The organism is Nostoc sp. DedQUE09, from assembly GCF_034530915.1.
Classification (GTDB): Bacteria; Cyanobacteriota; Cyanobacteriia; order Cyanobacteriales; family Nostocaceae; genus Nostoc.
In genome coordinates, this window is record NZ_JAVRCE010000047.1 from 39,997 (window position 1) to 61,169 (window position 21,173).

Sequence of the window (21,173 nt, forward strand, 5' to 3'; positions counted from 1 at the left end):
TTGAAATCATTAAAGATGCAAACATGGTTTGGGATTTCCTCTTCCTGACACCAGAATCTACCCATCAGGTGACAATTCTGTACTCAAATCGGAGCACTCCGAGGCCCTATCGGCATATGAATGGCTACGGAAGGTAACTACGAGCTACTACCGAGCAAATAACTATCCTCAGGTACAAAAGGCAATAAATTATCAGCGGGATGGTTTGATGTGATTTGATAATAACGGTAGTAGCAGCAAGGGAGTAATTGCTCGTGCTGAGACGTTGCTGATTTTGAGTATGAATTTAATTTCTTGCTAAGACACAAATGGAATAGTTGAAAATACTGAACTTTTGAATTTCATACTTGAATTCAGCAATGCCCCATTGGGTTATTAGCCTCTTGCAAAATTATCTTTTGCAACAGTTAGGAACAGGAGAATAAAAAACGGTTAAAGAGACTGATTTTTCCTTGAATCTTGAATCTTTAATCTTAATCCTTTCGCAAACTCTGCAATAAATTTATTGATCGTCAAATGCACTTCCTAACTAATCAAAGCTTGAGAGCAATCAGCAGTAAAAAGTCAACTCTCAACCAGCATATCATATGAAAAATTGTCCTTTCTGCTCCCATCGGCTTCTACAACACATTAGTAATAATCAAGTATACTGGTTCTGCCGAAGCTGCTGGTTGGAAATGCCTTTGCTGAAATTAGAAAGTTCAACTCAAGAAAAAGCTGAAAGCTTAATCAACTTTATCAATTTGGAGAAAAAAGAAGTAGTACAAGCACGCTTAAGGAGGTTTTCCAATCGCTCTAGCAGCAATATCAAGCATGGCTAAAAGAATAGAAACTTGCAAAATAAAAATTGACCATTGCTACTGGAAAAACTCGCTATTGATTTTTTATATCAATAGGTTACAGTTTGCTATCTAAAGTTTATAAAAATAAAAATTGAGGTAAATATAAATACTTTTATTTTATATAAAGCGTATTTTAAGAATGTATATATGTCAATTAGTTCGTCATTATACATCACATATTACTACCATTTACATTGCTTTATAAATAGTTTTTAAGTTTTTTATCCTACAAATATGAGTATGAAATTAGTTGCTGCGGTAATTAATAATAACTTTAAAGACGCTAAAAAATTAATTGAAACTGGCGTAAACGTTAACCAAACAGACAGTAATGGAAATAGCCTCTTGCTTGTCAGTTCTGCTAACGGTCAATCAGAAATGGTGAAACTACTCCTTGACGCTGGTGCCGATATTCACGCGGTTGACTCAAATATGAAGGCTACTGCACTCCATGCCTCTGCCTATTTGAGACATCCAGAGGTCATGAAAATTCTGATTGAATATGGGATTAATATAGATGTTCAGGGTCCTTATAACGGATATACTGCCCTACACGATGCAGTTTGGCAGAACAATATTGAAGGAGTCAGGCTCCTGTTAAACGCAGGTGCTCGCTTAGATATCAAAAGTAAGAACGGAGACACTCCTTTAGATATTGCCAAGAAAAGTGGGCATCAAGAGATTGTTGCAATGCTTTCTGGGTAGGAAGTTGGCTGTGCTTGAATCTCAAACTTATTTAATTCTTACTTGCGTTACCTAAATACTAGACCTGCCTTGAAAATAAAGCAGGTCTGATGATGTACGTTTGCTCAAAAAGTTTTTGAAGGTAGAAAAAGCGAAGCTCGTCCGTGAAATACTTTTTTGAGACGAATAAGCCAACATCATAAACACCACTGTGACACTAATACCAATTCTCTAAGAAGCTGCACAGAATAAAGCTTCATAAAATAGAGCTTCCAGGATGAAATCATAACTTGTCAAAGAGGAGATAAATTCAGAAGACATTTGAGCCAATTCCAATTGAACCCGCTGACGCAGCTGCTGCAAAGAAGAAAAATTTTCACCTTTCCATTGACGTTTAATATGCTGCTACAATCGTTCAATAGGATTGAGTTGAGGGCTATGAGCAGGCTGAAATATTGGGATAAGATTATCAGGCCAGATTAATGCTAACGCTTGATGGGCAGAAGCCCGATCCATTTGAATCAATGCTATATCCTTGCCCAGTTCTAATGAGAGGGCATCTAAAAACTTCTGAAAAGTCTCACCATTGAGATGATCGTACTCCTGATAAAACTGCCAACCTGCAAATGGCTCAACTACTCCATATAGCCAGAATGCTTCACGTGGCCATTGCACTGATACTGTTGATTTCACACCACGAGCCGTAATCACTCGCCCTGTTTCGGTTTTCAGACCAATTCGAGTTTCATCTTGGCATAAGTAACGTAATCGCTTACCATTACCCAGCAGGTAATGCAAGAGCTAGTAAGGCAAAGGGAATGTTTTTTTAAACAGGCTCACTGCCTGTTCATCTTGTTCCTTACTTACTGGTCGAGGCACTTTTAGTGTTGCCTTGAGTTCATAGCGTACCCAACGGTAAACCGTCTTATATTTGACTTGCATATTAAATTCCTGCTAAGCGCCATTCAACGATCTGTCCATAGCTGCTAAATCCCTGTGGACATTCCAATTTCTCCTTGAGCCGAGACAAGACCTCTCCTTGAATTTTTGGCATTGCTCCAGGTGCAACGTTGACCTCTAGTAACTTTGCTAATCCCCCTTGTCGATACTTTTGCAACCACCGTGTGACGGTTGAGGTATCTCTACCCAATATGCGGCTCAATTCCTTATGCTGTGTAACTTGTCCTGTTTTTAGCCACCAAATCATTTGTAAGCGTTCTTTCTCGATCGCAGTCCGAGCATTTTTGAGGCTTTTGGACAAATACTCTGTACTCTCGCTTATTTCTAGATTAAAGGGGCGTGCCATCGTTTACTTTTAGCACTAGGAAATTCAAACAGTCTCTCCTTTGATTTGCCACGGTAGTATAAGGTGTATTTAGTCATATTCGTACCTTTTCCAAATCGTAGTCAGTCACTCGTGCGATGGAATCTCTGGAGGTTTTCACTTCATCCCTTTTATAAGATATCCGTGGCGACATCCATTCAATGCAGTAAAACCAAGAATCGCAAATCAGTTGAATGCCTTGGATAATCCGAAGCTCGGGCCCGTCGCCATGAAATCGGAATGCGACGGTTTCACCCAGTCGGAAAATAGGTTTTTCAAAAGTCAGTGCAAAGAGTTCGCCTGTGCCAATAATTTCATGTCCCAAAACAGTTGTATTATTTTTATCACAGGCAATCTCATAACTCCAGCCTTGATCTGACCATTCCACCCCGCAACAGTAGCCGAATGATTTGATGGTGGTGAGGTAGACTCTCTCCAGCAGGCAAACTTTTAGGGGTGCAATTTCTTTGCCCCAAGGTGGCGAAAGATACCAGCATGTTTCTAGAGTGTGGACAAGGTTAATCATGCTTATGCCTCCCGAGCAAACAATAGACTGCACAAATAATCAATTCGTTTCCAAGCCACAGCTGCTTGTTGTGGAGAACAACTTAAGTCATAAGCGTGACAGGTATCGTAATTGCCTTAGCTACTCCAATGGAAATCCCATCAGCCATCGTAAGAAGACCTGGTTGATAGCTTCTTGTTTCATGAGATAGTCGTACTGACGCAATCTAATTTCCAGGTCTGTCCACGGGATCGGCTGTTGATGGTGGAATAAGCCATTGGGGTAGGCAATAATAAAGACTCGCGATCTAAATCTGGCAAGCCGACTTGTTGTGCAGAAATACAGTCCCATTCCGCATCGAAGCTGATGGAGTCAATGTCTTGGAGGGCTTACTTAAGTGCCTGACGGAGTGAAGCAGTGGGATTTTCGATGAGAGCATAGGCGCAGCCTGCCGTAGGCATCGCTGATATACACTCAGTAGACCGAAAAGTTTTCTATAAGCCTTACCAGTCGTTGATTTACGCTTGGAAATACCAGAAGCCGAAATCAGCTTGTAATCTGCGTTTCAAAAACTTTTGTTCTGGGTGGACTTTTTGGCGATCGCAACTGGCTATGATTGCCAGTCCCAAAACCGACGGCTGAAACCGTCATTATTTCGTCAACGTTCCCATTTGGCGGATATCTAATCCAAGTACGCCAATATCCAAGCGGAATATCCCTCCGTAACCGTCTTCTGTTTTTATACCGCCAGTCACGAATAGCTGGTCGAGCTTTGGGCCTGCAAAAGCGCAGTTGCTGGTGGTGAGATTACCAGTCGAATATCGACGGATCAGCTTACCCTCAGGATTGAGAACCTGCACTTGACCCATGCCATAGTGAGCTACGTAAAGATTACCCATCGCATCTAGAGATATACCGTCAGGCTTATTGTCGATTTGCTCTCCCTGTTTGACAGGGAGTTGAGCAAACACTTTCTGCGAAGTCACTTTTCCTGGTGACGGTATGTCATAGACCAAGATTTGATTCTTATTGCTCTCGCTAACAAATAGCCGCTTACGATCCGGAGTGAGGACAATGCCATTGGCAAAAGCCAATCCGGTAACGACTAAATTAATTTTTCCTGTAGAATCCACATAGTAAACTGCGCCGTTTGAGGTCTGGGGGTTTGAGTTACCGGAGTCAGTGAAGTAAAAACTTCCTGCTGGTGAATCAATAGTAATGTCATTGGGATATTCCAAGGGCTTGCCATTAAATTCCTTCGCAATCACTTTCAGGAACTTGCCATCAGTATCTAGCTGCAATACCGAGTTTTTGGCAGCGACAAGATGAGTGCCATTGGGCAGGATCTTATGACCGTTAGCACCTGGGACTTTAGCCCAGATTTTAGTGAAGCCTTCAGGAGTTATAACTGTGATTGTTCCAGCTTTAGTTTGAGAGAAGTAGAGGTTGCCCTGACCGTCTAAGACAATTCCCTCAGAGTATTTATCACTCTGCAAAACCTTCATTGGTGAAATGAGATATGCTGGCGGCAGTATTACTTGAGATAAGGTAGCACCTACAGTACTATTTGGGAACTGCGTTACCGCCTGTGCAGAGGTAGATGTGGCGTTATTGGAAGTATAACGGCAAGAAGCCAGTAGCAAAATTTGTGCACAGCTGAAAACCATCAAATAAAATTTCCGCATCAGAGAAAAACCTCTTTTTTTCGTGGTTGTTTTAAGAAACAGATCGCGGGTAAATTTACAAGGAAATTCAACTTACTAAATATTTGATTTCAGAAGAACATTTTATTAACAAAAAAAAGATATTAACATTAAAGCTTTGCTTGGATAAAGTCGAGCTAAAAGGATGCTTTAAAAATTTCATAAGGTATAATCTTACTGTTTTTGCTTGGTTTACTTCGACTATCAATCAAGGTTTTAGCTATATGTTGAAATACTTATATCTGCTAAATAAAAGGGCATCAAAAATTTAAAATATCCTATAAACATGAAATACTTTATAAAGTATTTAATATAAATACAATGGCTATAATTTTGGTAAAAGGTTGCAGTTTTTTGATTTTACTGATTTTTATTTACATTTCATTCTCTCTAAATCAGAAACGAGTTATGAGATAGTGCAGTCTTATTTTTATAGTGATGCATTGCTCAATCTAGTTTGTTTGGCAAAAATTAAAAAGATTGGTGGTTATAGTAATTATGTTTTAGTGAAAATTTAATTTCAAAACAAGAGAGCAAAATAATGCAAACTTTTTACGAAAAATTAACCTTTGCGTCTATGTTTTATGCATCTTAATCTTATATCGTACAACAAAAAGTTATGCTTCTTCAAGTTCTGCATGAAACCCATTCAGCAGAGTTGATGAATGCCATACCAAAAAGTTGCAGATTGGTTGAGTAAATTCACAGGGATAACAATTAGCCGACAGAGAGGATGGGAGATATTATGGCATTTAATCGTAAGTCATTTACCGGACATGATATGAGATAGTTCAAATAGGCTCGTAATCCTCTGCTGGTCAGTTCTATCAATTGTTTTATTCCCATTTCTTAAGATAGAGGTTTATTATGCCTTTTCCCAGAACTAGCGGGATTTTGCTACATCCTACTTCTTTTCCTAGTCAGTTTGGTATTGGTGACTTTGGATCGGAAGCTTATCGCTTTGTTGATTTTTTAGTAGAAAGTAAGCAACAGCTTTGGCAGATATTACCATTGGGGCCTACCGGAGATAGTAATTCTCCTTATGCTTCTTATTCAGCGATCGCCGGAAATCCATTGTTAATCAGCCCAGAACTGCTGCAAAAAAAGGGCTTGCTGGTTGAAGATTTCACAAATTTACCAAAGTTTTCCACTGAAAGAGTAGATTTTTCGCAGGTTATCCAAACAAAGATACCAATGCTGCAAAAAGCCTGCAAAAACTTCAAAACTAATGCAACATCAAGACAGCTACAGGAATTTCAAGAGTTTTGTCAGAGTCAGGCTTACTGGCTAGATGATTATGCCTTGTTTATGGCGCTCAAAGATGCCCATAAGGGCGCTAGTTGGAATGCTTGGGAGATGGCGATCGCTCAACGCAAACCAGAAGCGATCGAGCAATGGCAACAACGATTAGCTGATGAAGTTTTTTACCATAAATATCTACAGTTTGAGTTTTTCTCGCAGTGGTTACAACTGAAGCGCTACGCTAACCAGCGCAAAATTCAAATACTAGGAGATATTGCAATTTATGTGGCTCACGATAGCGCTGACGTGTGGGCTAATCCCGGTAACTTTTGCCTTGATGAATCCACAGGTGAGCCAGCACTAATGGCAGGAACACCACCAGATTACTTCAGTGCTACTGGACAGCTTTGGGGGAACCCAGTCTATAACTGGGTGCGGCTACAACAGGAAAACTTCAAGTGGTGGGTGCAACGCTTCGAGTCCATGCTTAATTATGTAGACTTGATTCGCATCGATCATTTTCGGGGGTTTCAAGCTTACTGGGCTGTAAAGCAGGGCGAAACAACTGCTATCAATGGTAGGTGGATTGAAGCTCCTGGAGAAGCTTTCTTTGAGGTACTCAAACAGAAGTTAGGTAATCTGCCAATCATCGCCGAGGATTTGGGAGAAATTTCACCAGAGGTATATGCTCTGCGAGACAGATTTGAATTTCCCGGCATGAAAATTTTACAGTTTGCTTTTGGCGATGGTTCACAAGCTGAAAAGCGTTTTTTACCGTTCAATTATCAGTCTAATTGTATTGTGTATACAGGTACTCATGATAATGACACGACAGTTGGCTGGTTCAATCAATTGTTACCCCCAGAAAAAGAACAAGTCTTAGGTTATTTGGGTTGTCAAAGTGAGTCTGGAATCCACTGGGATTTGATTCGATTGGCACTCAGTTCTGTAGCCAATCAGGCGATTATTCCTCTACAGGACGTTTTGGGATTGAGCACCGAAGCTAGGATGAATTTTCCGGGCAAAAATGTAGGGAGTTGGGGTTGGCGATATCAGTCCGTAGCTTTAACGGTAGAGATTAGCGATCGCCTCAAAGCAATGACTGAAACTTATGGACGGGCGACTTACCACCAATAAAATTAGAACAAACTAGCCGCAAGAGCCATTGATATGGTAGCAATGGCTTTTTGCAGCTGGCTCAATTTTAGTCAATTTCTAATGGTAAGGGGCGATCGCGTCCTTCAACTTTGACGCTTGGCCACTTTGGATCGAAAGTCAGATTTTCTAGCCCTCCATCTTTCTGGATGATGAAAGTATCTTCAATCTTTGCTCCTGCTAGACTTGGGTTCCAAGCTACAGCCGTGTTTTCCACTAAATTTTCGCTGGTGGTTGGATTAGCGATGATTTCACGAGATAGATAGCCAGTGGTTCCTCCTTGGTGATGTTGACGAATTGCTTCGGGATAACCATGTTGCTCATAAGCCTGACCAAGCGCGTCATAAATTTCATTGAGAGGGGTACCAGGAACACACAAGTTCAAGGCTTCAGCTTCAATCTTATGGACATGAGAATGCAGAGATGCGAAATTTCGTGTCTCTGCATTGGCCTGTCCCAAACCAAAAAAGACGAATCTCGTCAAGTTCGCATACAGACCGTATCCCCGCGCACAAAAAACCAGCATTGCTGCACGTCCCAGCGCCTCTTGTTTGGGCGTGGCATGACGGTATAGGGGCAGGCGCCTTTCTCCAGCTACTAGCGTCAAAGCTGGATGTAGTCCTCTTGACCACAACGCCTCTGCACCCGCTCCAGCTAGTTGGTACTCTGTCCAGGTAGGCTGGGCTTTTAAAAGTACTTCGGTTATGGCTTCACTTGCTAAACGCCCGACTCGCCGATAACGCTCAAGTTCTGTTGGCAGGATCACCCGCTTCTGATTTATGAGTGACACAGGTAATCGGCTTTCATCGGCAGTCGGAATATCACTCAAAATCTTTCCCCCGTTTGTCGCCTCACGGACAAAAGACTCGCGGGCAACCCGATCAGCCCAAGGATTAATGTGCAGCTTGTAAAGACAATCTGACGACTCATCCCTACCCGGAAGCTCTTCATCCTGTAAGCGTTGAGCTTCAATTTCATCAGTCAATATCCAGGCATCTTGAGCGGTTATTAAAACTTCTGCTACTCCAGTCTCACTAGCGAGTAGTACAGTGTTAGAACCGCCAGCAGTAGCCCAAGCGAACCAATCTGAACCGCGCAATCGCGCGCCCATTGCACCAGTTTCGCTCAGAGCCTTTCGCATTAGCTCCAGCTTGTAATAAATTTCTTGGTCGATCGAATTCATAGTTTAGTCGAGATAAGTCTGTGAGAAATTGCCAATTATTATTGATAGTGGGAGAAAAATTCTGATTACACATAATTCCGCAATCAGAAGTCAAAACTCAGAATTGATAAAAATATAATACGCTTATTTATTTTCGTATACTTATTATTTTTAAGTATTTAAATTTTATTAGTTCTGAATTATTACTTCCAGTATAAAGGTTATTCTGAGTATTTGTCGAGCCGTAATTACCAAAACAATACAACCTTCTAACAAAAAATCAACCATTGTGATTTTATTTTAGGTTTTTTAAATTTACATAAAATCCTGCCAATAAAAAAAGTAACCTTTCTGCAAAACATTCACCCTTGTATTTATGTTTTAGCCTCTCTAAAGTTATTGCTAAAGGCTTAAGAATAAGTCACATACATTCCAAAAGAAGAATTTAGTGACCCTAAGAATATTGAACCAATATGATACCTAGATCCCTTGGTGGGAAAAAAATCGCAATTCTTTTAGAAAGTGAGTTCATCCCTGAAGAAATTGAAGCATATCAAAAACGCTTCTCAGAACTTAAAGCAACGGTACATCTGATGTCTAGGCTCTGGAATCAGCCGAGTGTTCGTTTTTTCAGTGATGAAGATACGGGCAATACGCCTAGAACAATAGATGTAAACATTGATTTTCAAAACGTAGATGTTAACGACTACGCGGCTGTGATTATGACCGCTAACTATACTAGCGTGCGTCTGCGTTACTTTGAGCCACCAACAGGTCAGCCAATTAGTGCTGAACAAGTTCGCACTTCACCAGCTGTACAGTTTTACGCCAAGGCAATGGCAAATCCCAGAATTATTAAAGGCGCACTTTGCCACGGTCTTTGGATACTGACACCAGTACCTGAGTTACTTAAAGGCCGACAAGTTATCTGCCACGAGGTTGTCCTTGCAGATATTCTCAATGCTGGCGCAGTTTATACAACATCACCTACAGGTGTTGTGGTGGATGGCGACCTTGTTACTGGTCGCTCAAAACACGAGGTTGAACCATTCATTGATGCGATTACCGAACAAATCCAGCAATTATCTATTGCCACTAATCGTTTCTCAAACAGAAGGGCTACTACCTCTGTTTCAAGACTAAAAGTTGCAAGCTAATTATCTCAAAACTAATTCATGACTAGGAGACAATTTTGTGAAAAAAATTCTCATAATTTTATCGGAATATGGTTATTGGGGTGAAGAACTGGTAGGGCCTTTAGAAACTTTTGATGCTGCGGGGTATCAAGCTGACTTTGCAACTCCGACAGGAAAAAGGCCAGTAGCGCTTCCTCCCAGCATGGACGCTACTTATATCGACCCACCTTTAGGTCGGACAGTTGTCTCCCAGGAGATGGCGGAAAAAGTCAAGCGCTTGGAAGATCCTAAGAACCCACGACTGGACAACCCAATCATCCTGTCAGAATGGTTGCCCGATCGCCCTTACTGGAGTGCTGAAAAATTCCTTCGGGAAATGGAAGCCTATAACAATGCACTCGATGAAGTGCAGAAGGATTTGGAACAATACGATGCTCTACTAATAGTCGGTGGTAGTGGCCCTATTGTTGATTTAGTAAATAACCATCGGGTTCACGACCTGATCCTGAGTTTCTACAAAAAGGGTAAGGCGATCGCAGCAGAATGCTACGGTGTAACTTGTCTCGCCTTTGCTCGTGACTTAGCAGACCGCAAGAGCATTATTTGGGGTAAGCACGTCACAGGCCATTGCAAGGAATATGATTACAAGGATGGCACCGGATTTGTCGGCGCAGACATTAACATGGGGCCACCTCCCTATCCTCTAGAGTATATTCTCCAAGATGCCACCGGCCCAGATGGAGCATATCACGGTAATTTTGGGAAAGAAATCTCCGTGATTGTCGATTATCCATTTATTACAGGTCGGTCTACCGCAGATTCTTATACAACTGGTCAAAAGGTAGTGGAAGTTCTGGATAAAGGACTGAGGCGGTACGGATGGTAAGTTTGACCAAACAGAGTAACGAGAAGCCTTTGAAGGCTAACAGAAATGGTCGGTTTGCAATGATCGAACAACTTCTGGCAGATGGCATAAATTACATGTTTGGCAACCCTGGCACTGTTGAGCAGGGGTTCCTAGATGCGTTAAAAGACTATTATCCAGAATTTGAGTATATCTTTGCATTGCAAGAAACAATCGCAGTCGGTGCAGGCGATGGCTATGCCCGCGCCACCAAAAAGCCTACTATTGTGCAACTCCATAGCGGAGTCGGTTTAGGCAATGGCATCGGGATGATTTATCAGGCCATGCGTGGTCATGCACCATTAGTAGTACTGGCTGGCGAAGCTGGTATCTGCTACGATGCGATGGATGCCCAAATGGCAGCAGATTTGGTCAGTATGGCCAAGCCTGTAACAAAATGGTCAACTAGGGTAGTCGATCCTTCTTCTTTGTTACGTGTGCTGCGCCGAGCTATCAAAATAGCTGCTACGCCGCCTATGGGGCCGGTGTTCGTCTCCCTACCGATGGATATCCTTGATGCTCCTAATTGTGAAGAGGTTGTTCCGACTTCTTTTCCAGTGACACGGGTTGCGCCTGAACCCGACCAACTGGCAAAAGCAGCAACTTTATTGGCTGCCGCTAAACATCCCCTAATTATTATGGGTGATGGTGTGGCTTTTTCCGATGCCCAGGCTGAGTTGACAGATGTAGCCGAACTCATCGGCGCACAAGTTTGGGGAGCAGATTCATCGGAAGCAAATATGAGCGCCACACATCCTCTATTCGGAGGGTTGTTAGGTCACATGTTTGGGGATGATAGCCGTCGGATTACGTCACAAGCAGACGTGATATTGATTACTGGAACTTACGTTTTTCCAGAGGTATTTCCGGCACTGTCTGGAGTTTTTGCTTCGTCAGCGAAAGTAATTCACATTGACTTGAATACCTACGAAATAGCGAAGAATTTTCCGGTGGATTTGGGACTGCTTGGCGATCCGAAAACTAGTCTGAGCAAATTAGCGATCGCTCTTGAGTCAACTTTGACACCTAAACAGAAGCAAGAGGCTTCTTTTAGGGCTAGCCGGATAGCTGAAAACAAGAAGCGGGAATCGACGGCTCGATTGGAAGCTGATAAGGCGGTTCGAGATTCAGTACCTCTGCACATGACTCGTTTTGCAGAAGAATTAGCTGCCCATCTGCCAGCAGATGCCATTATTTTCGATGAAGCCATTACCAATTCTCCCGAACTTTGTCGGTATATTCCACCGACAAAACTAGGACAATATTACCAAACACGAGGCGGTTCGCTAGGTGTTGGTATTCCTGGAGCGATCGGTATTAAGCTGGCTAATCCAGATAAAACTGTAGTTGCGTTCACGGGTGATGGCGGCAGTATGTATACTATCCAAGCCCTCTGGACTGCTGCCCACCACAATATAGATGCCAAATTTGTCATCTGTAATAATCACAGCTATCAAATCCTGAAGCTCAATATTCTGCACTATTGGGGCGAACAGGAAATACCAGAACACGACTACCCATCTTCTTTTAACTTGTGCAACCCAAATATCGATTTCGCTGAATTAGCAAGGTCTTTAGGGGTTCAGGCTATTCGGGTAGAGAAACCAGATCAGATTGCCCCAGCTATCCAAAAAGCATTGGATCACAATGGGCCATTTTTGATTGATTTGGTACTGACAAACGAAATTGTCGGCACAAATATTGGCGTCAAGTGTGGGCAGTAATTAACTTACTTTTTCGCTAAGTAGTTGATAAACAGTAAACCAAGTAATTTGTAAATCAGAAAATCAAACAAGGAACAATCAATATATGGCTATTCAATCGCAAGAGCGCAATCATAGTGTTGGACAAAAAACAACCCTAGCACAAGAAGAACTTATTCAATTCGGCAAAATTTGGTATGACAGGCTAAATCGCCACGCTGATGTAGAAGAACTTTTGCCAATGGTTTCAGACACTTTGTTAGAAATGATTTTTCCGGACAGTACAATCCAAAATCATGATGATTTCCGAAGCTGGTATGAAGCTGTTGGTAAAACTTATTACGATCAAGACCATACAGTTGAAAAATTTGACATTACAATTTCCGATGCAGCAAAAATTGATGTCATAGTTGTCTGGAAAGCAAGTAAGTATTCTGATAATACATCATCGGCTTTTCGTATTCCTCAAACTTGGATTTTAACAAAGTCTCTTACTACTGGTAAACCCGTTATTACCAAATACATTGTTCATTCTTTCGCTGAAGTTAAGTAGACATAAACAATCAAAGCCATAATCCACAAAAAATTGGTTTTGGTTGTAAATCCCAAAAGTTAAAGCAACACAATCAATTGAACAATACTGTTTTTAAGAGGTTTGAAGGAAGTTATGGCTAATATTAGAGAATTAATGACTACCTACTACAAATCTGGTACCGAACGCGACTGGAGTACTTGGTTATCTTTACTAGATGACAAGATTATAGTAGATGAGCAGTTAGCGGGTCATCTTGAAGGCATTGAGTCCATGAGAACCCTATCAAAAAACTTGGTAAAGCATTATTCCAAGTTTGAAATCAAGCCAACATACATGATTGTTGAAGGTGACGAAGTTTGTACTGCTTGGGTAATTGATGCCGTCACTGATACTGGCGTTCCAATTCACGCTGTGGGTGCCAATTTTTGTCGATTTCAAGACAAGAAAATAGTCTATATGCAGAACTTTCATGACACTGTTCCTTTCGCCTCTGACACAGCCTACAAAAAACTGCGTCGTTAATTAGTTTCAGCTTTTTTACTCACATAAACAAAAAAGTCCTGTTGTATACAAAGAAGCAAGGAAAGTAAGAATGAGCACCAGAAAAGTAATTGAGAACTACTACGAATATCTTAACAATGGCTTTGCCCAAGGAGACCTAAGTAAATGGGTGGGCATATTCGCCGAAGACTTTGTAATGGACGAGCAGTTAGCAGGCCGCCAAGAAGGGGTTCAACCGATGGCAATCCTAGCAGACAAGATGCTAGAGGGCTACACAAAATGGATTATGCACCTCCGGAAAGTGCTTGTTGAAGGAGACCAGGCATTCGTTCTCTGGGAGGTTGAGGCAACTACTTCTAATGGTGTAGATATTAACACCAAAGGTGCTAACTATTACCGAGTTAAAAATGACAAAGTTGTTTACTTGAGCAACTATCACGATTCTGTTCCATTTAATACTGATGTTGCTTTTACCTCGATGCGTACTTAATAGCTGAATCGTCATCCTGATGTGAAAAAACTACTGACAGTGGTTTGAGATGCTAGCAACTGAAAGTACCCTCAAATCCACTTGTCAGTCCATTTGATAGTTACATAACTTTAGATCAATCCAGAGGGCTTTATGCAAAAGCAAACTTTACAAACTTTAGAAATTGTTGAAGCTAAAAAGACCAGCAAACTGAGCGGCAAACTGGCTTTAGTCACAGGTGCAAGCCGTGGTATAGGAAAAGGAATTGCTGAAGCTCTTGCCGCAGCTGGTGCAAATGTTGTCGTGAACTATCGATCGCGGGAGAAAGAGGCAATAGAAACTTGCGCCGTGATTAGAGAATTTGGAGGTCGCACCTTAGCTATAGCTGCCGATGTCTCACAAGCCTCTGAAGTCAACCGTATGCTAAAAAGCATTGAGCAAGAAATGGGGCCTGTGGAAATCTTAGTGAACAATGCAGGCGGCGGCTATCGTGTACCACTCGATAGTATCCACGAAGAAGACTTGGATAAGTTAATTGCAATGAATCTCAAGTCTACATTCCTAGTTACGCAGGCCATACTGCCTAGTATGCGTGTCGCTCGATGGGGACGAATTATTAATGTGTCCTCAATAGCAGCATTCACTGGTGGAGCTGTTGGCCCGCATTATGCTGCAACTAAAGCAGGTCAGTTGGGACTGACTCATTCTTACGCTTCCCTTCTAGCGAAAGAAGGAATTACCGTTAATGCGATCGCGCCAGCGCTGATTGAAACTGATGCGGTGATTGAAAATATTAAAGTTAAACCTGAGGAGGTAATACCCGTGGGTCGTTTCGGTACCTTAGAAGAAGTTGGTGAGGTAGCGGTACTGCTTGCAAACAATGGTTTTATTACTGGCCAAACTATCAATATTAACGGCGGTTTATACATGAGTTAAGAGCATTGTTAATGCTCAGATGCTCTCTGAAATTTACATTTGCAGATATCCCTGTTGCAATGCACAGCAGCAAGATTATATCTACCCATCCTAAAGCAGGTCGTTTTTCTAATAAAGGTAAAATTCATGGTTCAAAGTCCAGCAGAAACGACTACATCCAGAACGCAAGAAACTCTCCAGTTGGTTAAAACATGGTATGCAGAATTTGCCAAGGGCAATATGCAGGGTGTACTGGATATGGTAACAGATGATATTGAATGGGAAGTACCCGGACCCACACAAGTAGTACCCTGGTGTGGTAAGCGACAAGGCCGCGATAAAGTAGCTGAATATTTCGCTCTTATTGATGAGACAGTAAAGGTCAATTTTTTTCAGCTACAGGAAATTGTTGCTCAAGACGACAAAGCAATGACTCTCAACCATGAAAGAGCCTCTAATAGGGCTACTAATAGAGTTTATGATGTGCCAATTGTCCATTTTATTGTTGTCCGTGATGGCAAGATTGCTAAATTCAATGGCTTCATGGAAACAAATTCTCTAGTTGCTGCTTTTCTCGATCGTAATGTTTAATCGGGAACTAAACAGGAAGTTTGCGAATTAAAAACCTTCCTGAATGCATCTGCCAAGATTTTTGCTGTTGTAAATCGTTATACCATTTTAAATTGTTGCAAGAGGTCTGTATGAATACGAAAGAAGTAGTTGACAAATACTTTGATGCTGTAAACGCTGGTGATTGGGAAACTTGGCTAACACTATTCGATGACAATGTTGTTATGGATGAACAACTTGCAGGTCGTATCGAAGGTGTCGAGTCCTTAAGAGGAGGAATTGATGGACTTAAAAAGGGCTACTCCAGTTTTCAAAATCGTCCTTTACATATAGTTGTTCAAGGTGACGAAGCCAGCGTTGTATGGCACATTGAGGCGGCTAATGCTAGCGGTGTACCAATAGATGCTAGAGGCTCAAATTATTTTCAGATAAAGGACGGCAAAATTGCTTACATGGCAAACTTCCACGATACACTGCCATTTGGCCCTTTTGTAAATCAAAAGTTGAATTGACCAGAAGAACTGTATTCCTTAGATCTCTTGCTAAAGTCCTTCTTTTCATCTTCTTCTTTGCGTGAGACAAAAAATATTTATGCAAGAGGTTTCTTCAATAAAGGAATACAGAATAAATTTACTCACCTTTATACCAATTCCAAATCAAGTCGCACATTAGGAACAGCATAGAACTTTTGGTGAGTCAAGACAATATTCTATGCAGCCTCAAACAAAATTGGTATTAACACTAATTCAAAGACTACGGAGAAACAAAAGATGGCTTCGCTAACTTTTTCTCAAGTGGCATTTACTTGCAAAGACCCGATCGCCACCGAAATCTTCTATGCTAAAAACTTTGGTTTTAAGCGGGCTAGGGTGGCAAAACTGCCAGATGGCGGTCAGATTGTCTTCATCAAGATGAGTGATTATCCATTCTACTTTGAGCTTTTTAAGGCTAAAGAGGAGCTTCCTGTAGCCCCTCCAATTAATGATGGGCCTGAGTATCCCTCAGTGCGTCACCTTGCTTTTAAAGTCGATAATGTGGATGCTAAACTAGCTGAAATGGGCGACGATGCTAAGATTACTTTAGGGCCTTTTAACTTTGATGAATATATCCCTGGATGGCGCACAGTTTGGGTAGCAGATCCAGACGGTAGAATTATTGAGATAAGTCAAGGATTTGTTGACCAAGATAATCCTCCTCCATTGGAAGCAGATTTGCGCCTGCCAGCCTTCACAATCTAAGAAAATCAAGCTTTTCTTTAATGTTTGCTTTGACTCTATAAGGAACCTCAAACTTTGTCGGGCGTGCTTTTTACGCTTTGACTTTGCTTCCTACAGCAAAGAAGAAGGGAGCAGTGCGATTTTGTTAAGTACTAAAAATTAGGGGTATAAATCACCTATTTAATAGTGCGTCAGCGTAGGTATAACCTATTGCAGATATTGCGGCGAAATAGCTCATTTCTATTGAGAATATAGCTATGTAACTGAGAATTAAAACTCGATTTAACAAAATCACATTGCTTCCTTTTGGCTATTGCAATCTGAATTAGCAAACTAAATTATCAGAGCTTGCTAATGGGCTGCAAATTTGTATGAAATGTAGAGGAGAAAGGAGCAGGAGGCAAACGAGCAAGAAAGAACTTGATGTGATGTAGAACTTTATCGGGAGAACAACTGTTCATGTTTAATCTGAAAAAATTCCTGATAGTTATCTTGATAGGGACGTTTTGTTTTGTTTCATTCAATGTAAGCTTGAAAGCCGCCCAAGGACAAGCAACTGAACAAAGCAATAGTTCTCATACAGAATATTCGCCTTTTATCACTGTTGCATCAAACACACCTACTCCAACTTACTCCTTATTTGACAGTAAGTTTAAGTTTTTAGCAGAAGGAAAAGATACAGCAGACGGTTACTCAGCATACCAGGTTACAATTGAAAAACACGATGGTGGGCTTCCAATAGCATTCCACTACCGCGACGTTACAGCGCTTCTGGTCTTAGACGGAGAATTGGGACTAAAAGTGAATGGTGATGTCGTGAATGCGCCCGCTGGAACTTTTGCCTATATTCCTGCCAAGTCACGATATGCAATTACAAATAGTGGGACGGAACCCGCTAAATTCCTGTTATATAGTTTTAATGAAGGGTCTTCTAAGTCGCCAACACCTCTGGAAAGATTGATAAAAACAGCGGGTGTGCCAGTAGATAACTTCTCTGGATGGTCTTCGCCAGTGGGTAATCAGCGTTTAATTGAAAAGATCGCTCTCAAAAACGGAATAGATTTTCGCGCACCTTTTTATGCTTTTAATTTCTACCCATTTTTTAACCGTTTTAATTTTCGCGCACCTTTTTATGCTTTTAATAAGGACAAAACGAATCACAATTACCTAGTAGTACTACCAGATGCACGCGATCGCCCAGTGTACGATTCAATAGGCGGCAGATATACGTATTTAGCAACTGATGAAGAGACTAATGGGAAGTTTACATTCGCCAGTGTGGTAAATCCAGCAGGGAACGCTATTGTACCCCACCGTCACAAAAATGAAGATGAGTTGTACTCTATCTTAAGTGGTGGGAATTTTTCAATCCTGATGAATGACAAAATTACGACTGCAACTCCTGGAACCTTTGCCTTACTTGGCAGAGGGCATCAGCACGCATGGATAACCACTGGAACGACAGAAACACGGTTGATATGTTTGTTTACTCCTGCATTTTTTGGGAATTTCTTTAAGGATGTGGGTACCCCAGTAACTGACCTAAATGCACCGATTGCACCATCTGCTTCCCCAGAAAAAATCGCGTCAATTGCTATTAACAAATACCACATAGAATTTGTGAACCAGCCTAACTGGCCTCCTCAGATCAACTGAAAATACTCCAGCTTGTAGGAGCGAGAAAATGAAAAAAGGGAGGCATGACTTTCCCAGACTACTAAAAATGCTGTACCTGGACTAAATAACTAACTTTCACCTATTTAATAGTGCGTAAGCGTCGGCATAGCCTGTTGCAGACATTGCAGCGAAATAGCTCATTTCTATTGAGAATATAGCTATGTAACTGAGAATTAAAACTCGATCTAACAAAATCACATTGCTTCTTTTTTGCTATTGCAACCTGAATTAGCAAACTAAATTATCAGAGCTTGCTAATGGACTGCAAACTTGCATGGAATGTAGAGGAGAAAAGAGCAGGAAAGAACTTGATGTGATGTAGAACTTTATCGGGAGAACAACTGTTTATGTTTAATCTGAAAAAATTTCTAATAGTTATCTTGATAGTGGCGTTTTCTTTTGTTTCATTTAACATAAGCTTGAAAGCCGCCCAAGGAACTGAACGAATCCGGAATTATTATAACCCGGAACCTCAAAATTTCGTAACCGTTACACCGGACCAACCAACTCCAACTTACACTTTAGCGAACACTTCAACATTTAAGTTTCTAATACAAGGAGAAGATACAGGCGGACAGTATTCAGTAAATTTAGTTACACTTTCACGACAGGGTGACGGGTTGCCATTAGCAGTTCACCACAATGATAGTGATGTGCTTGTAGTGCTAGATGGGGAGTTAAGACTAGATTTAGATGGAAAGAGCGTGAGTGCGCCCTCCGGAACCTTCGCTTACCTCCCTCCCAAATTACCACACGCAATTAGAAATAGTGGTACTCAACCAGCTAAATTCCTTTTATACAATTTTCCTGAAAAGCCCTCCCGGTCTTTGGCAACACCTTTGGAAAGGTTTATAAAAGCAGCTGGTGTGCCAGTGGCTAACTTATATACTCCGTCTTTACCATTTCACAATTGGGCATTTCCTAATTGGATATTTCCTAATTGGGCATTTCCTAATTGGGCAAGAAAAATTTATGAGATCGGTATGCAAAATGGAATAGAATTTATAGCACCTTTTAATAAACAATACAAACCAGATCGCAAGTATAAACGCAAGTATATAATAGTGCCACCAGATGCACGCGATCGTCCAGTATATGATGCGTTGGGTGGCCGATATACACTTTTAGCAACTGGTGAAGAGACTGGTGGGAATTTTGGATTTGTTAGTTTTGAAAATCCACCGGGAGCTGCAACTCCACCGCATAAACACCCCTTTGAAGATGAGGGTTACTTTCATGTGAGTGGAGGGGCTTTTACAGTCCAGATGAAGGAAGAAACTATGACTGTAACTCCTGGTTCTTGGGCTTTCCTTCCAAGAAAACACACACATGGATTTATAACCTCTGGAGAAACGCCGGCATATTTAGTTACTGTAATTACTCCTGCAAAATTTTTGGAATTCTTCAAAGATGTAGGTGTGGAAGTGAAAGATCGTTCTGCACCAATTGCTCCTCCTATAGACTTGCAAAAAATTATAACAATTGCTACGCAAAAGTATGGATTAGAGTTTGTGCCTCCCATCCCTATATCTAATTAATGAAATCCAGGAATTTCGGGAGCGAGAAAATGGAAAAAGGGAGGCATGACTTTCCCAGACTAGTAAAAATGCTGTACCTGGACTAAGTAAGTAACTTTCCTTAGACAGGTGAACGTATAGCAAAAACCTCCCGCCTTTATGATGCATTATCTCTCTCCTGTCAAACCTACGGTGTACACACAAGTTCTAAAAACCTAGCTTGATAAGACTTTCCTCGTTCCCAGTCTCAGACTAGGAATGCATTCATTGAGTCTCTGACTCAATATTTGACTGAAGGCAGCAGCCCCTACTCAGGCATTCTCATGCAGAGCATAAGAACGAGAGCAACAAGAGAACAATGAGAAATCGAGCTTTTTCGATTTGTGTGTACACCGTAGCCTGTCAAACTGGAAAAAGTGAAATCGCGCTTCACCTGCTCTCAGCAAAGCTTTGTAAGAATTCATCCCCAGTCTGACAGAAAAGATAAGCGTTGCTGAATCAGAGTATGAATTGACATTTTTCGATATGACTAGTGAGACTAATTTATACTTTCAATCAGCAACACCAAAAGATAAAATTTGAAACCTTTTACCTATGAAATACATATCTGCGTGATGATTATGAAAAAATTATCAACGTTTACCCTTGTTACAACGCTTTTCGTTGCTTGTTTGAGCCTAAAGCCTGCATCCGCAAGTACGTTGGGCATTACATCTTCTGAGACAGGTTTAGAAGATTTCATATTCGTTGCACCAGAAGACGCACAACCAACTTACTCTTTGGCGGGAATTGAGTTTGAGTTTTTAACATCTGGAGTTGATAATAAAGGAAAGTATTCAGCATACCTAGCTACTTTCCCACAGGGTGGTACGCTTCCATTGGCAATCCACAGCAATGATAGTGAAGCGGTCATGGTTCTGGACGGGCAGTTAACACTAAATTTGGAGGGACAAACTGTGAATGCGCCTTCTGGAAGCTTCTTTTCCCTTCCTGCCAACCGACCTCGTGCAATCATAAATAATCAGACAACGCCAGCAAGAGCCTTAGTGTACAATTTTTTCGAGGAAAGACCTTCAAATTCTTTTGTAACACCTGTGGAAAACTTGATTAAGGAAGCAGGTGTGCAACTTGACAATTCTTCTGGTTCGTCTTCAGATGCCAATGACCTAGCAACAATCGTAGCGATCGCTCTTAACAACGGAATACGATTTATTCCCACTGAGGAACCTGGGGTTTCATCGGGTACAACACTTACGGGACCCATCTCTGTTCCTGAACCCTCTAGTGATTCTGCTCTGTTAGTAGCTGCGATTTATTTAACTACTGAATGGATTGTGAAACGTAAACAGCAAAAGCGTTATATCAATTTACATTGAAGTTGCATATAATAGAGCGTCGAGTGTGAGTGAGAC

At 41.3% G+C, this 21,173-nt stretch carries 21 protein-coding genes and 1 pseudogene; 16 read left to right on the forward strand and 6 right to left on the reverse strand.

All coding sequences use genetic code 11. From position 1 onward, the window contains the following. Positions 1 to 11 precede the first annotated feature (11 nt). A pseudogene (locus tag RMY27_RS24815) lies at positions 12 to 131 on the forward strand (catalase); the annotation flags it as partial. Between the two features lie 951 nt (positions 132 to 1,082). After that, entirely contained in the window at positions 1,083 to 1,547 is a 465-nt protein-coding gene (locus tag RMY27_RS24820) for an ankyrin repeat domain-containing protein (protein ID WP_322667536.1), read from the forward strand. Between the two features lie 384 nt (positions 1,548 to 1,931). Here RMY27_RS24820 and RMY27_RS24825 read toward each other — a convergent pair whose 3' ends face one another. The 5 genes from RMY27_RS24825 to RMY27_RS24845 all read right to left on the reverse strand — a co-directional run bounded on the left by RMY27_RS24825 (position 1,932) and on the right by RMY27_RS24845 (position 5,022). Then, complete coding sequence (locus RMY27_RS24825) at positions 1,932 to 2,324, reverse strand: transposase (RefSeq protein ID WP_322667537.1); 393 nt, start codon at positions 2,322 to 2,324, stop codon at positions 1,932 to 1,934. A 3-nt stretch (positions 2,325 to 2,327) separates the two neighbouring features. After that, positions 2,328 to 2,468 (reverse strand): winged helix-turn-helix domain-containing protein, encoded by a 141-nt coding sequence (locus RMY27_RS24830; RefSeq protein ID WP_322667538.1) that lies wholly within the window; start codon positions 2,466 to 2,468, stop codon positions 2,328 to 2,330. Position 2,469: 1 nt separating this feature from the next. Next, positions 2,470 to 2,832, reverse strand: a complete 363-nt coding sequence (locus tag RMY27_RS24835; RefSeq protein WP_322667539.1) for a helix-turn-helix domain-containing protein — start codon at positions 2,830 to 2,832, stop codon at positions 2,470 to 2,472. A 73-nt stretch (positions 2,833 to 2,905) separates the two neighbouring features. Then, positions 2,906 to 3,376, reverse strand: a complete 471-nt coding sequence (locus RMY27_RS24840; protein ID WP_322667540.1) for a DUF1392 family protein — start codon at positions 3,374 to 3,376, stop codon at positions 2,906 to 2,908. A gap of 629 nt (positions 3,377 to 4,005) precedes the next feature. Beyond that, on the reverse strand, positions 4,006 to 5,022 hold the full coding sequence (locus RMY27_RS24845; RefSeq protein WP_322667541.1) for an SMP-30/gluconolactonase/LRE family protein: 1,017 nt from the start codon (positions 5,020 to 5,022) through the stop codon (positions 4,006 to 4,008). A 903-nt stretch (positions 5,023 to 5,925) separates the two neighbouring features. On the opposite strand from RMY27_RS24845, the gene malQ reads away from it, so the two are divergent. Then, entirely contained in the window at positions 5,926 to 7,437 is a 1,512-nt protein-coding gene (gene malQ, locus RMY27_RS24850; protein WP_322667542.1) for a 4-alpha-glucanotransferase, read from the forward strand. A gap of 67 nt (positions 7,438 to 7,504) precedes the next feature. Here malQ and RMY27_RS24855 read toward each other — a convergent pair whose 3' ends face one another. Continuing rightward, positions 7,505 to 8,638 (reverse strand): M24 family metallopeptidase, encoded by a 1,134-nt coding sequence (locus tag RMY27_RS24855; RefSeq protein WP_322667543.1) that lies wholly within the window; start codon positions 8,636 to 8,638, stop codon positions 7,505 to 7,507. Positions 8,639 to 9,090: 452 nt separating this feature from the next. Here RMY27_RS24855 and RMY27_RS24860 point away from each other — a divergent pair, with 452 nt between their 5' ends. The 13 genes from RMY27_RS24860 to RMY27_RS24920 all read left to right on the forward strand — a co-directional run bounded on the left by RMY27_RS24860 (position 9,091) and on the right by RMY27_RS24920 (position 21,137). Then, positions 9,091 to 9,774 (forward strand): DJ-1/PfpI family protein, encoded by a 684-nt coding sequence (locus RMY27_RS24860; RefSeq protein ID WP_322667544.1) that lies wholly within the window; start codon positions 9,091 to 9,093, stop codon positions 9,772 to 9,774. A 37-nt stretch (positions 9,775 to 9,811) separates the two neighbouring features. After that, positions 9,812 to 10,639 carry a type 1 glutamine amidotransferase domain-containing protein gene (locus RMY27_RS24865; RefSeq protein ID WP_322667545.1) on the forward strand — a complete coding sequence of 276 codons (828 nt, stop codon included), beginning with the start codon at positions 9,812 to 9,814 and terminating at the stop codon, positions 10,637 to 10,639. Continuing rightward, complete coding sequence (locus RMY27_RS24870) at positions 10,633 to 12,381, forward strand: thiamine pyrophosphate-binding protein (protein ID WP_322667546.1); 1,749 nt, start codon at positions 10,633 to 10,635, stop codon at positions 12,379 to 12,381. The genes RMY27_RS24865 and RMY27_RS24870 overlap by 7 nt, the downstream gene beginning before the upstream one ends. Positions 12,382 to 12,466: 85 nt before the next feature. Further along, entirely contained in the window at positions 12,467 to 12,913 is a 447-nt protein-coding gene (locus tag RMY27_RS24875; RefSeq protein WP_322667547.1) for a hypothetical protein, read from the forward strand. Between the two features lie 114 nt (positions 12,914 to 13,027). Continuing rightward, entirely contained in the window at positions 13,028 to 13,417 is a 390-nt protein-coding gene (locus tag RMY27_RS24880; RefSeq protein ID WP_322667548.1) for a nuclear transport factor 2 family protein, read from the forward strand. Positions 13,418 to 13,487: 70 nt separating this feature from the next. Continuing rightward, positions 13,488 to 13,886, forward strand: coding sequence for a nuclear transport factor 2 family protein (locus tag RMY27_RS24885; protein WP_322667549.1), 399 nt, complete (start codon positions 13,488 to 13,490; stop codon positions 13,884 to 13,886). Positions 13,887 to 14,018: 132 nt separating this feature from the next. Continuing rightward, complete coding sequence (locus RMY27_RS24890) at positions 14,019 to 14,801, forward strand: SDR family NAD(P)-dependent oxidoreductase (protein ID WP_322667550.1); 783 nt, start codon at positions 14,019 to 14,021, stop codon at positions 14,799 to 14,801. Between the two features lie 126 nt (positions 14,802 to 14,927). Next, positions 14,928 to 15,371, forward strand: a complete 444-nt coding sequence (locus tag RMY27_RS24895; protein WP_322667551.1) for a nuclear transport factor 2 family protein — start codon at positions 14,928 to 14,930, stop codon at positions 15,369 to 15,371. Positions 15,372 to 15,481: 110 nt separating this feature from the next. Then, positions 15,482 to 15,862 carry a nuclear transport factor 2 family protein gene (locus RMY27_RS24900; RefSeq protein WP_322667552.1) on the forward strand — a complete coding sequence of 127 codons (381 nt, stop codon included), beginning with the start codon at positions 15,482 to 15,484 and terminating at the stop codon, positions 15,860 to 15,862. Between the two features lie 258 nt (positions 15,863 to 16,120). Then, a complete protein-coding gene (locus RMY27_RS24905) occupies positions 16,121 to 16,588 on the forward strand; it encodes a VOC family protein (protein ID WP_322667553.1) in 468 nt (155 codons plus the stop codon). A gap of 438 nt (positions 16,589 to 17,026) precedes the next feature. Continuing rightward, positions 17,027 to 18,223 carry a cupin domain-containing protein gene (locus RMY27_RS24910; protein WP_322667554.1) on the forward strand — a complete coding sequence of 399 codons (1,197 nt, stop codon included), beginning with the start codon at positions 17,027 to 17,029 and terminating at the stop codon, positions 18,221 to 18,223. A 368-nt stretch (positions 18,224 to 18,591) separates the two neighbouring features. Continuing rightward, positions 18,592 to 19,782 carry a cupin domain-containing protein gene (locus tag RMY27_RS24915; RefSeq protein ID WP_322667555.1) on the forward strand — a complete coding sequence of 397 codons (1,191 nt, stop codon included), beginning with the start codon at positions 18,592 to 18,594 and terminating at the stop codon, positions 19,780 to 19,782. 599 nt (positions 19,783 to 20,381) lie between these two features. Next, complete coding sequence (locus RMY27_RS24920; protein WP_322667556.1) at positions 20,382 to 21,137, forward strand: cupin domain-containing protein; 756 nt, start codon at positions 20,382 to 20,384, stop codon at positions 21,135 to 21,137. The last annotated feature ends 36 nt before the right edge of the window (positions 21,138 to 21,173 follow it).

What these genes read in the sequence shown, in the direction of transcription:
- RMY27_RS24915 (WP_322667555.1), top strand. Translation starts at nt 18,592, where the DNA reads ATGTTTAATCTGAAAAAATTTCTAATAGTTATCTTGATAGTGGCGTTT.
- RMY27_RS24895 (WP_322667551.1), top strand. Translation starts at nt 14,928, where the DNA reads ATGGTTCAAAGTCCAGCAGAAACGACTACATCCAGAACGCAAGAAACT.
- RMY27_RS24885 (WP_322667549.1), top strand. Translation starts at nt 13,488, where the DNA reads ATGAGCACCAGAAAAGTAATTGAGAACTACTACGAATATCTTAACAAT.
- RMY27_RS24840 (WP_322667540.1), bottom strand. Translation starts at nt 3,376, where the DNA reads ATGATTAACCTTGTCCACACTCTAGAAACATGCTGGTATCTTTCGCCA.
- RMY27_RS24905 (WP_322667553.1), top strand. Translation starts at nt 16,121, where the DNA reads ATGGCTTCGCTAACTTTTTCTCAAGTGGCATTTACTTGCAAAGACCCG.
- RMY27_RS24860 (WP_322667544.1), top strand. Translation starts at nt 9,091, where the DNA reads ATGATACCTAGATCCCTTGGTGGGAAAAAAATCGCAATTCTTTTAGAA.
- RMY27_RS24830 (WP_322667538.1), bottom strand. Translation starts at nt 2,468, where the DNA reads ATGCAAGTCAAATATAAGACGGTTTACCGTTGGGTACGCTATGAACTC.
- RMY27_RS24890 (WP_322667550.1), top strand. Translation starts at nt 14,019, where the DNA reads ATGCAAAAGCAAACTTTACAAACTTTAGAAATTGTTGAAGCTAAAAAG.
- RMY27_RS24820 (WP_322667536.1), top strand. Translation starts at nt 1,083, where the DNA reads ATGAAATTAGTTGCTGCGGTAATTAATAATAACTTTAAAGACGCTAAA.
- RMY27_RS24845 (WP_322667541.1), bottom strand. Translation starts at nt 5,022, where the DNA reads ATGGTTTTCAGCTGTGCACAAATTTTGCTACTGGCTTCTTGCCGTTAT.
- RMY27_RS24875 (WP_322667547.1), top strand. Translation starts at nt 12,467, where the DNA reads ATGGCTATTCAATCGCAAGAGCGCAATCATAGTGTTGGACAAAAAACA.
- RMY27_RS24855 (WP_322667543.1), bottom strand. Translation starts at nt 8,638, where the DNA reads ATGAATTCGATCGACCAAGAAATTTATTACAAGCTGGAGCTAATGCGA.
- RMY27_RS24910 (WP_322667554.1), top strand. Translation starts at nt 17,027, where the DNA reads ATGTTTAATCTGAAAAAATTCCTGATAGTTATCTTGATAGGGACGTTT.
- RMY27_RS24920 (WP_322667556.1), top strand. Translation starts at nt 20,382, where the DNA reads ATGAAAAAATTATCAACGTTTACCCTTGTTACAACGCTTTTCGTTGCT.
- RMY27_RS24880 (WP_322667548.1), top strand. Translation starts at nt 13,028, where the DNA reads ATGGCTAATATTAGAGAATTAATGACTACCTACTACAAATCTGGTACC.
- malQ (WP_322667542.1), top strand. Translation starts at nt 5,926, where the DNA reads ATGCCTTTTCCCAGAACTAGCGGGATTTTGCTACATCCTACTTCTTTT.
- RMY27_RS24900 (WP_322667552.1), top strand. Translation starts at nt 15,482, where the DNA reads ATGAATACGAAAGAAGTAGTTGACAAATACTTTGATGCTGTAAACGCT.
- RMY27_RS24870 (WP_322667546.1), top strand. Translation starts at nt 10,633, where the DNA reads ATGGTAAGTTTGACCAAACAGAGTAACGAGAAGCCTTTGAAGGCTAAC.
- RMY27_RS24835 (WP_322667539.1), bottom strand. Translation starts at nt 2,832, where the DNA reads ATGGCACGCCCCTTTAATCTAGAAATAAGCGAGAGTACAGAGTATTTG.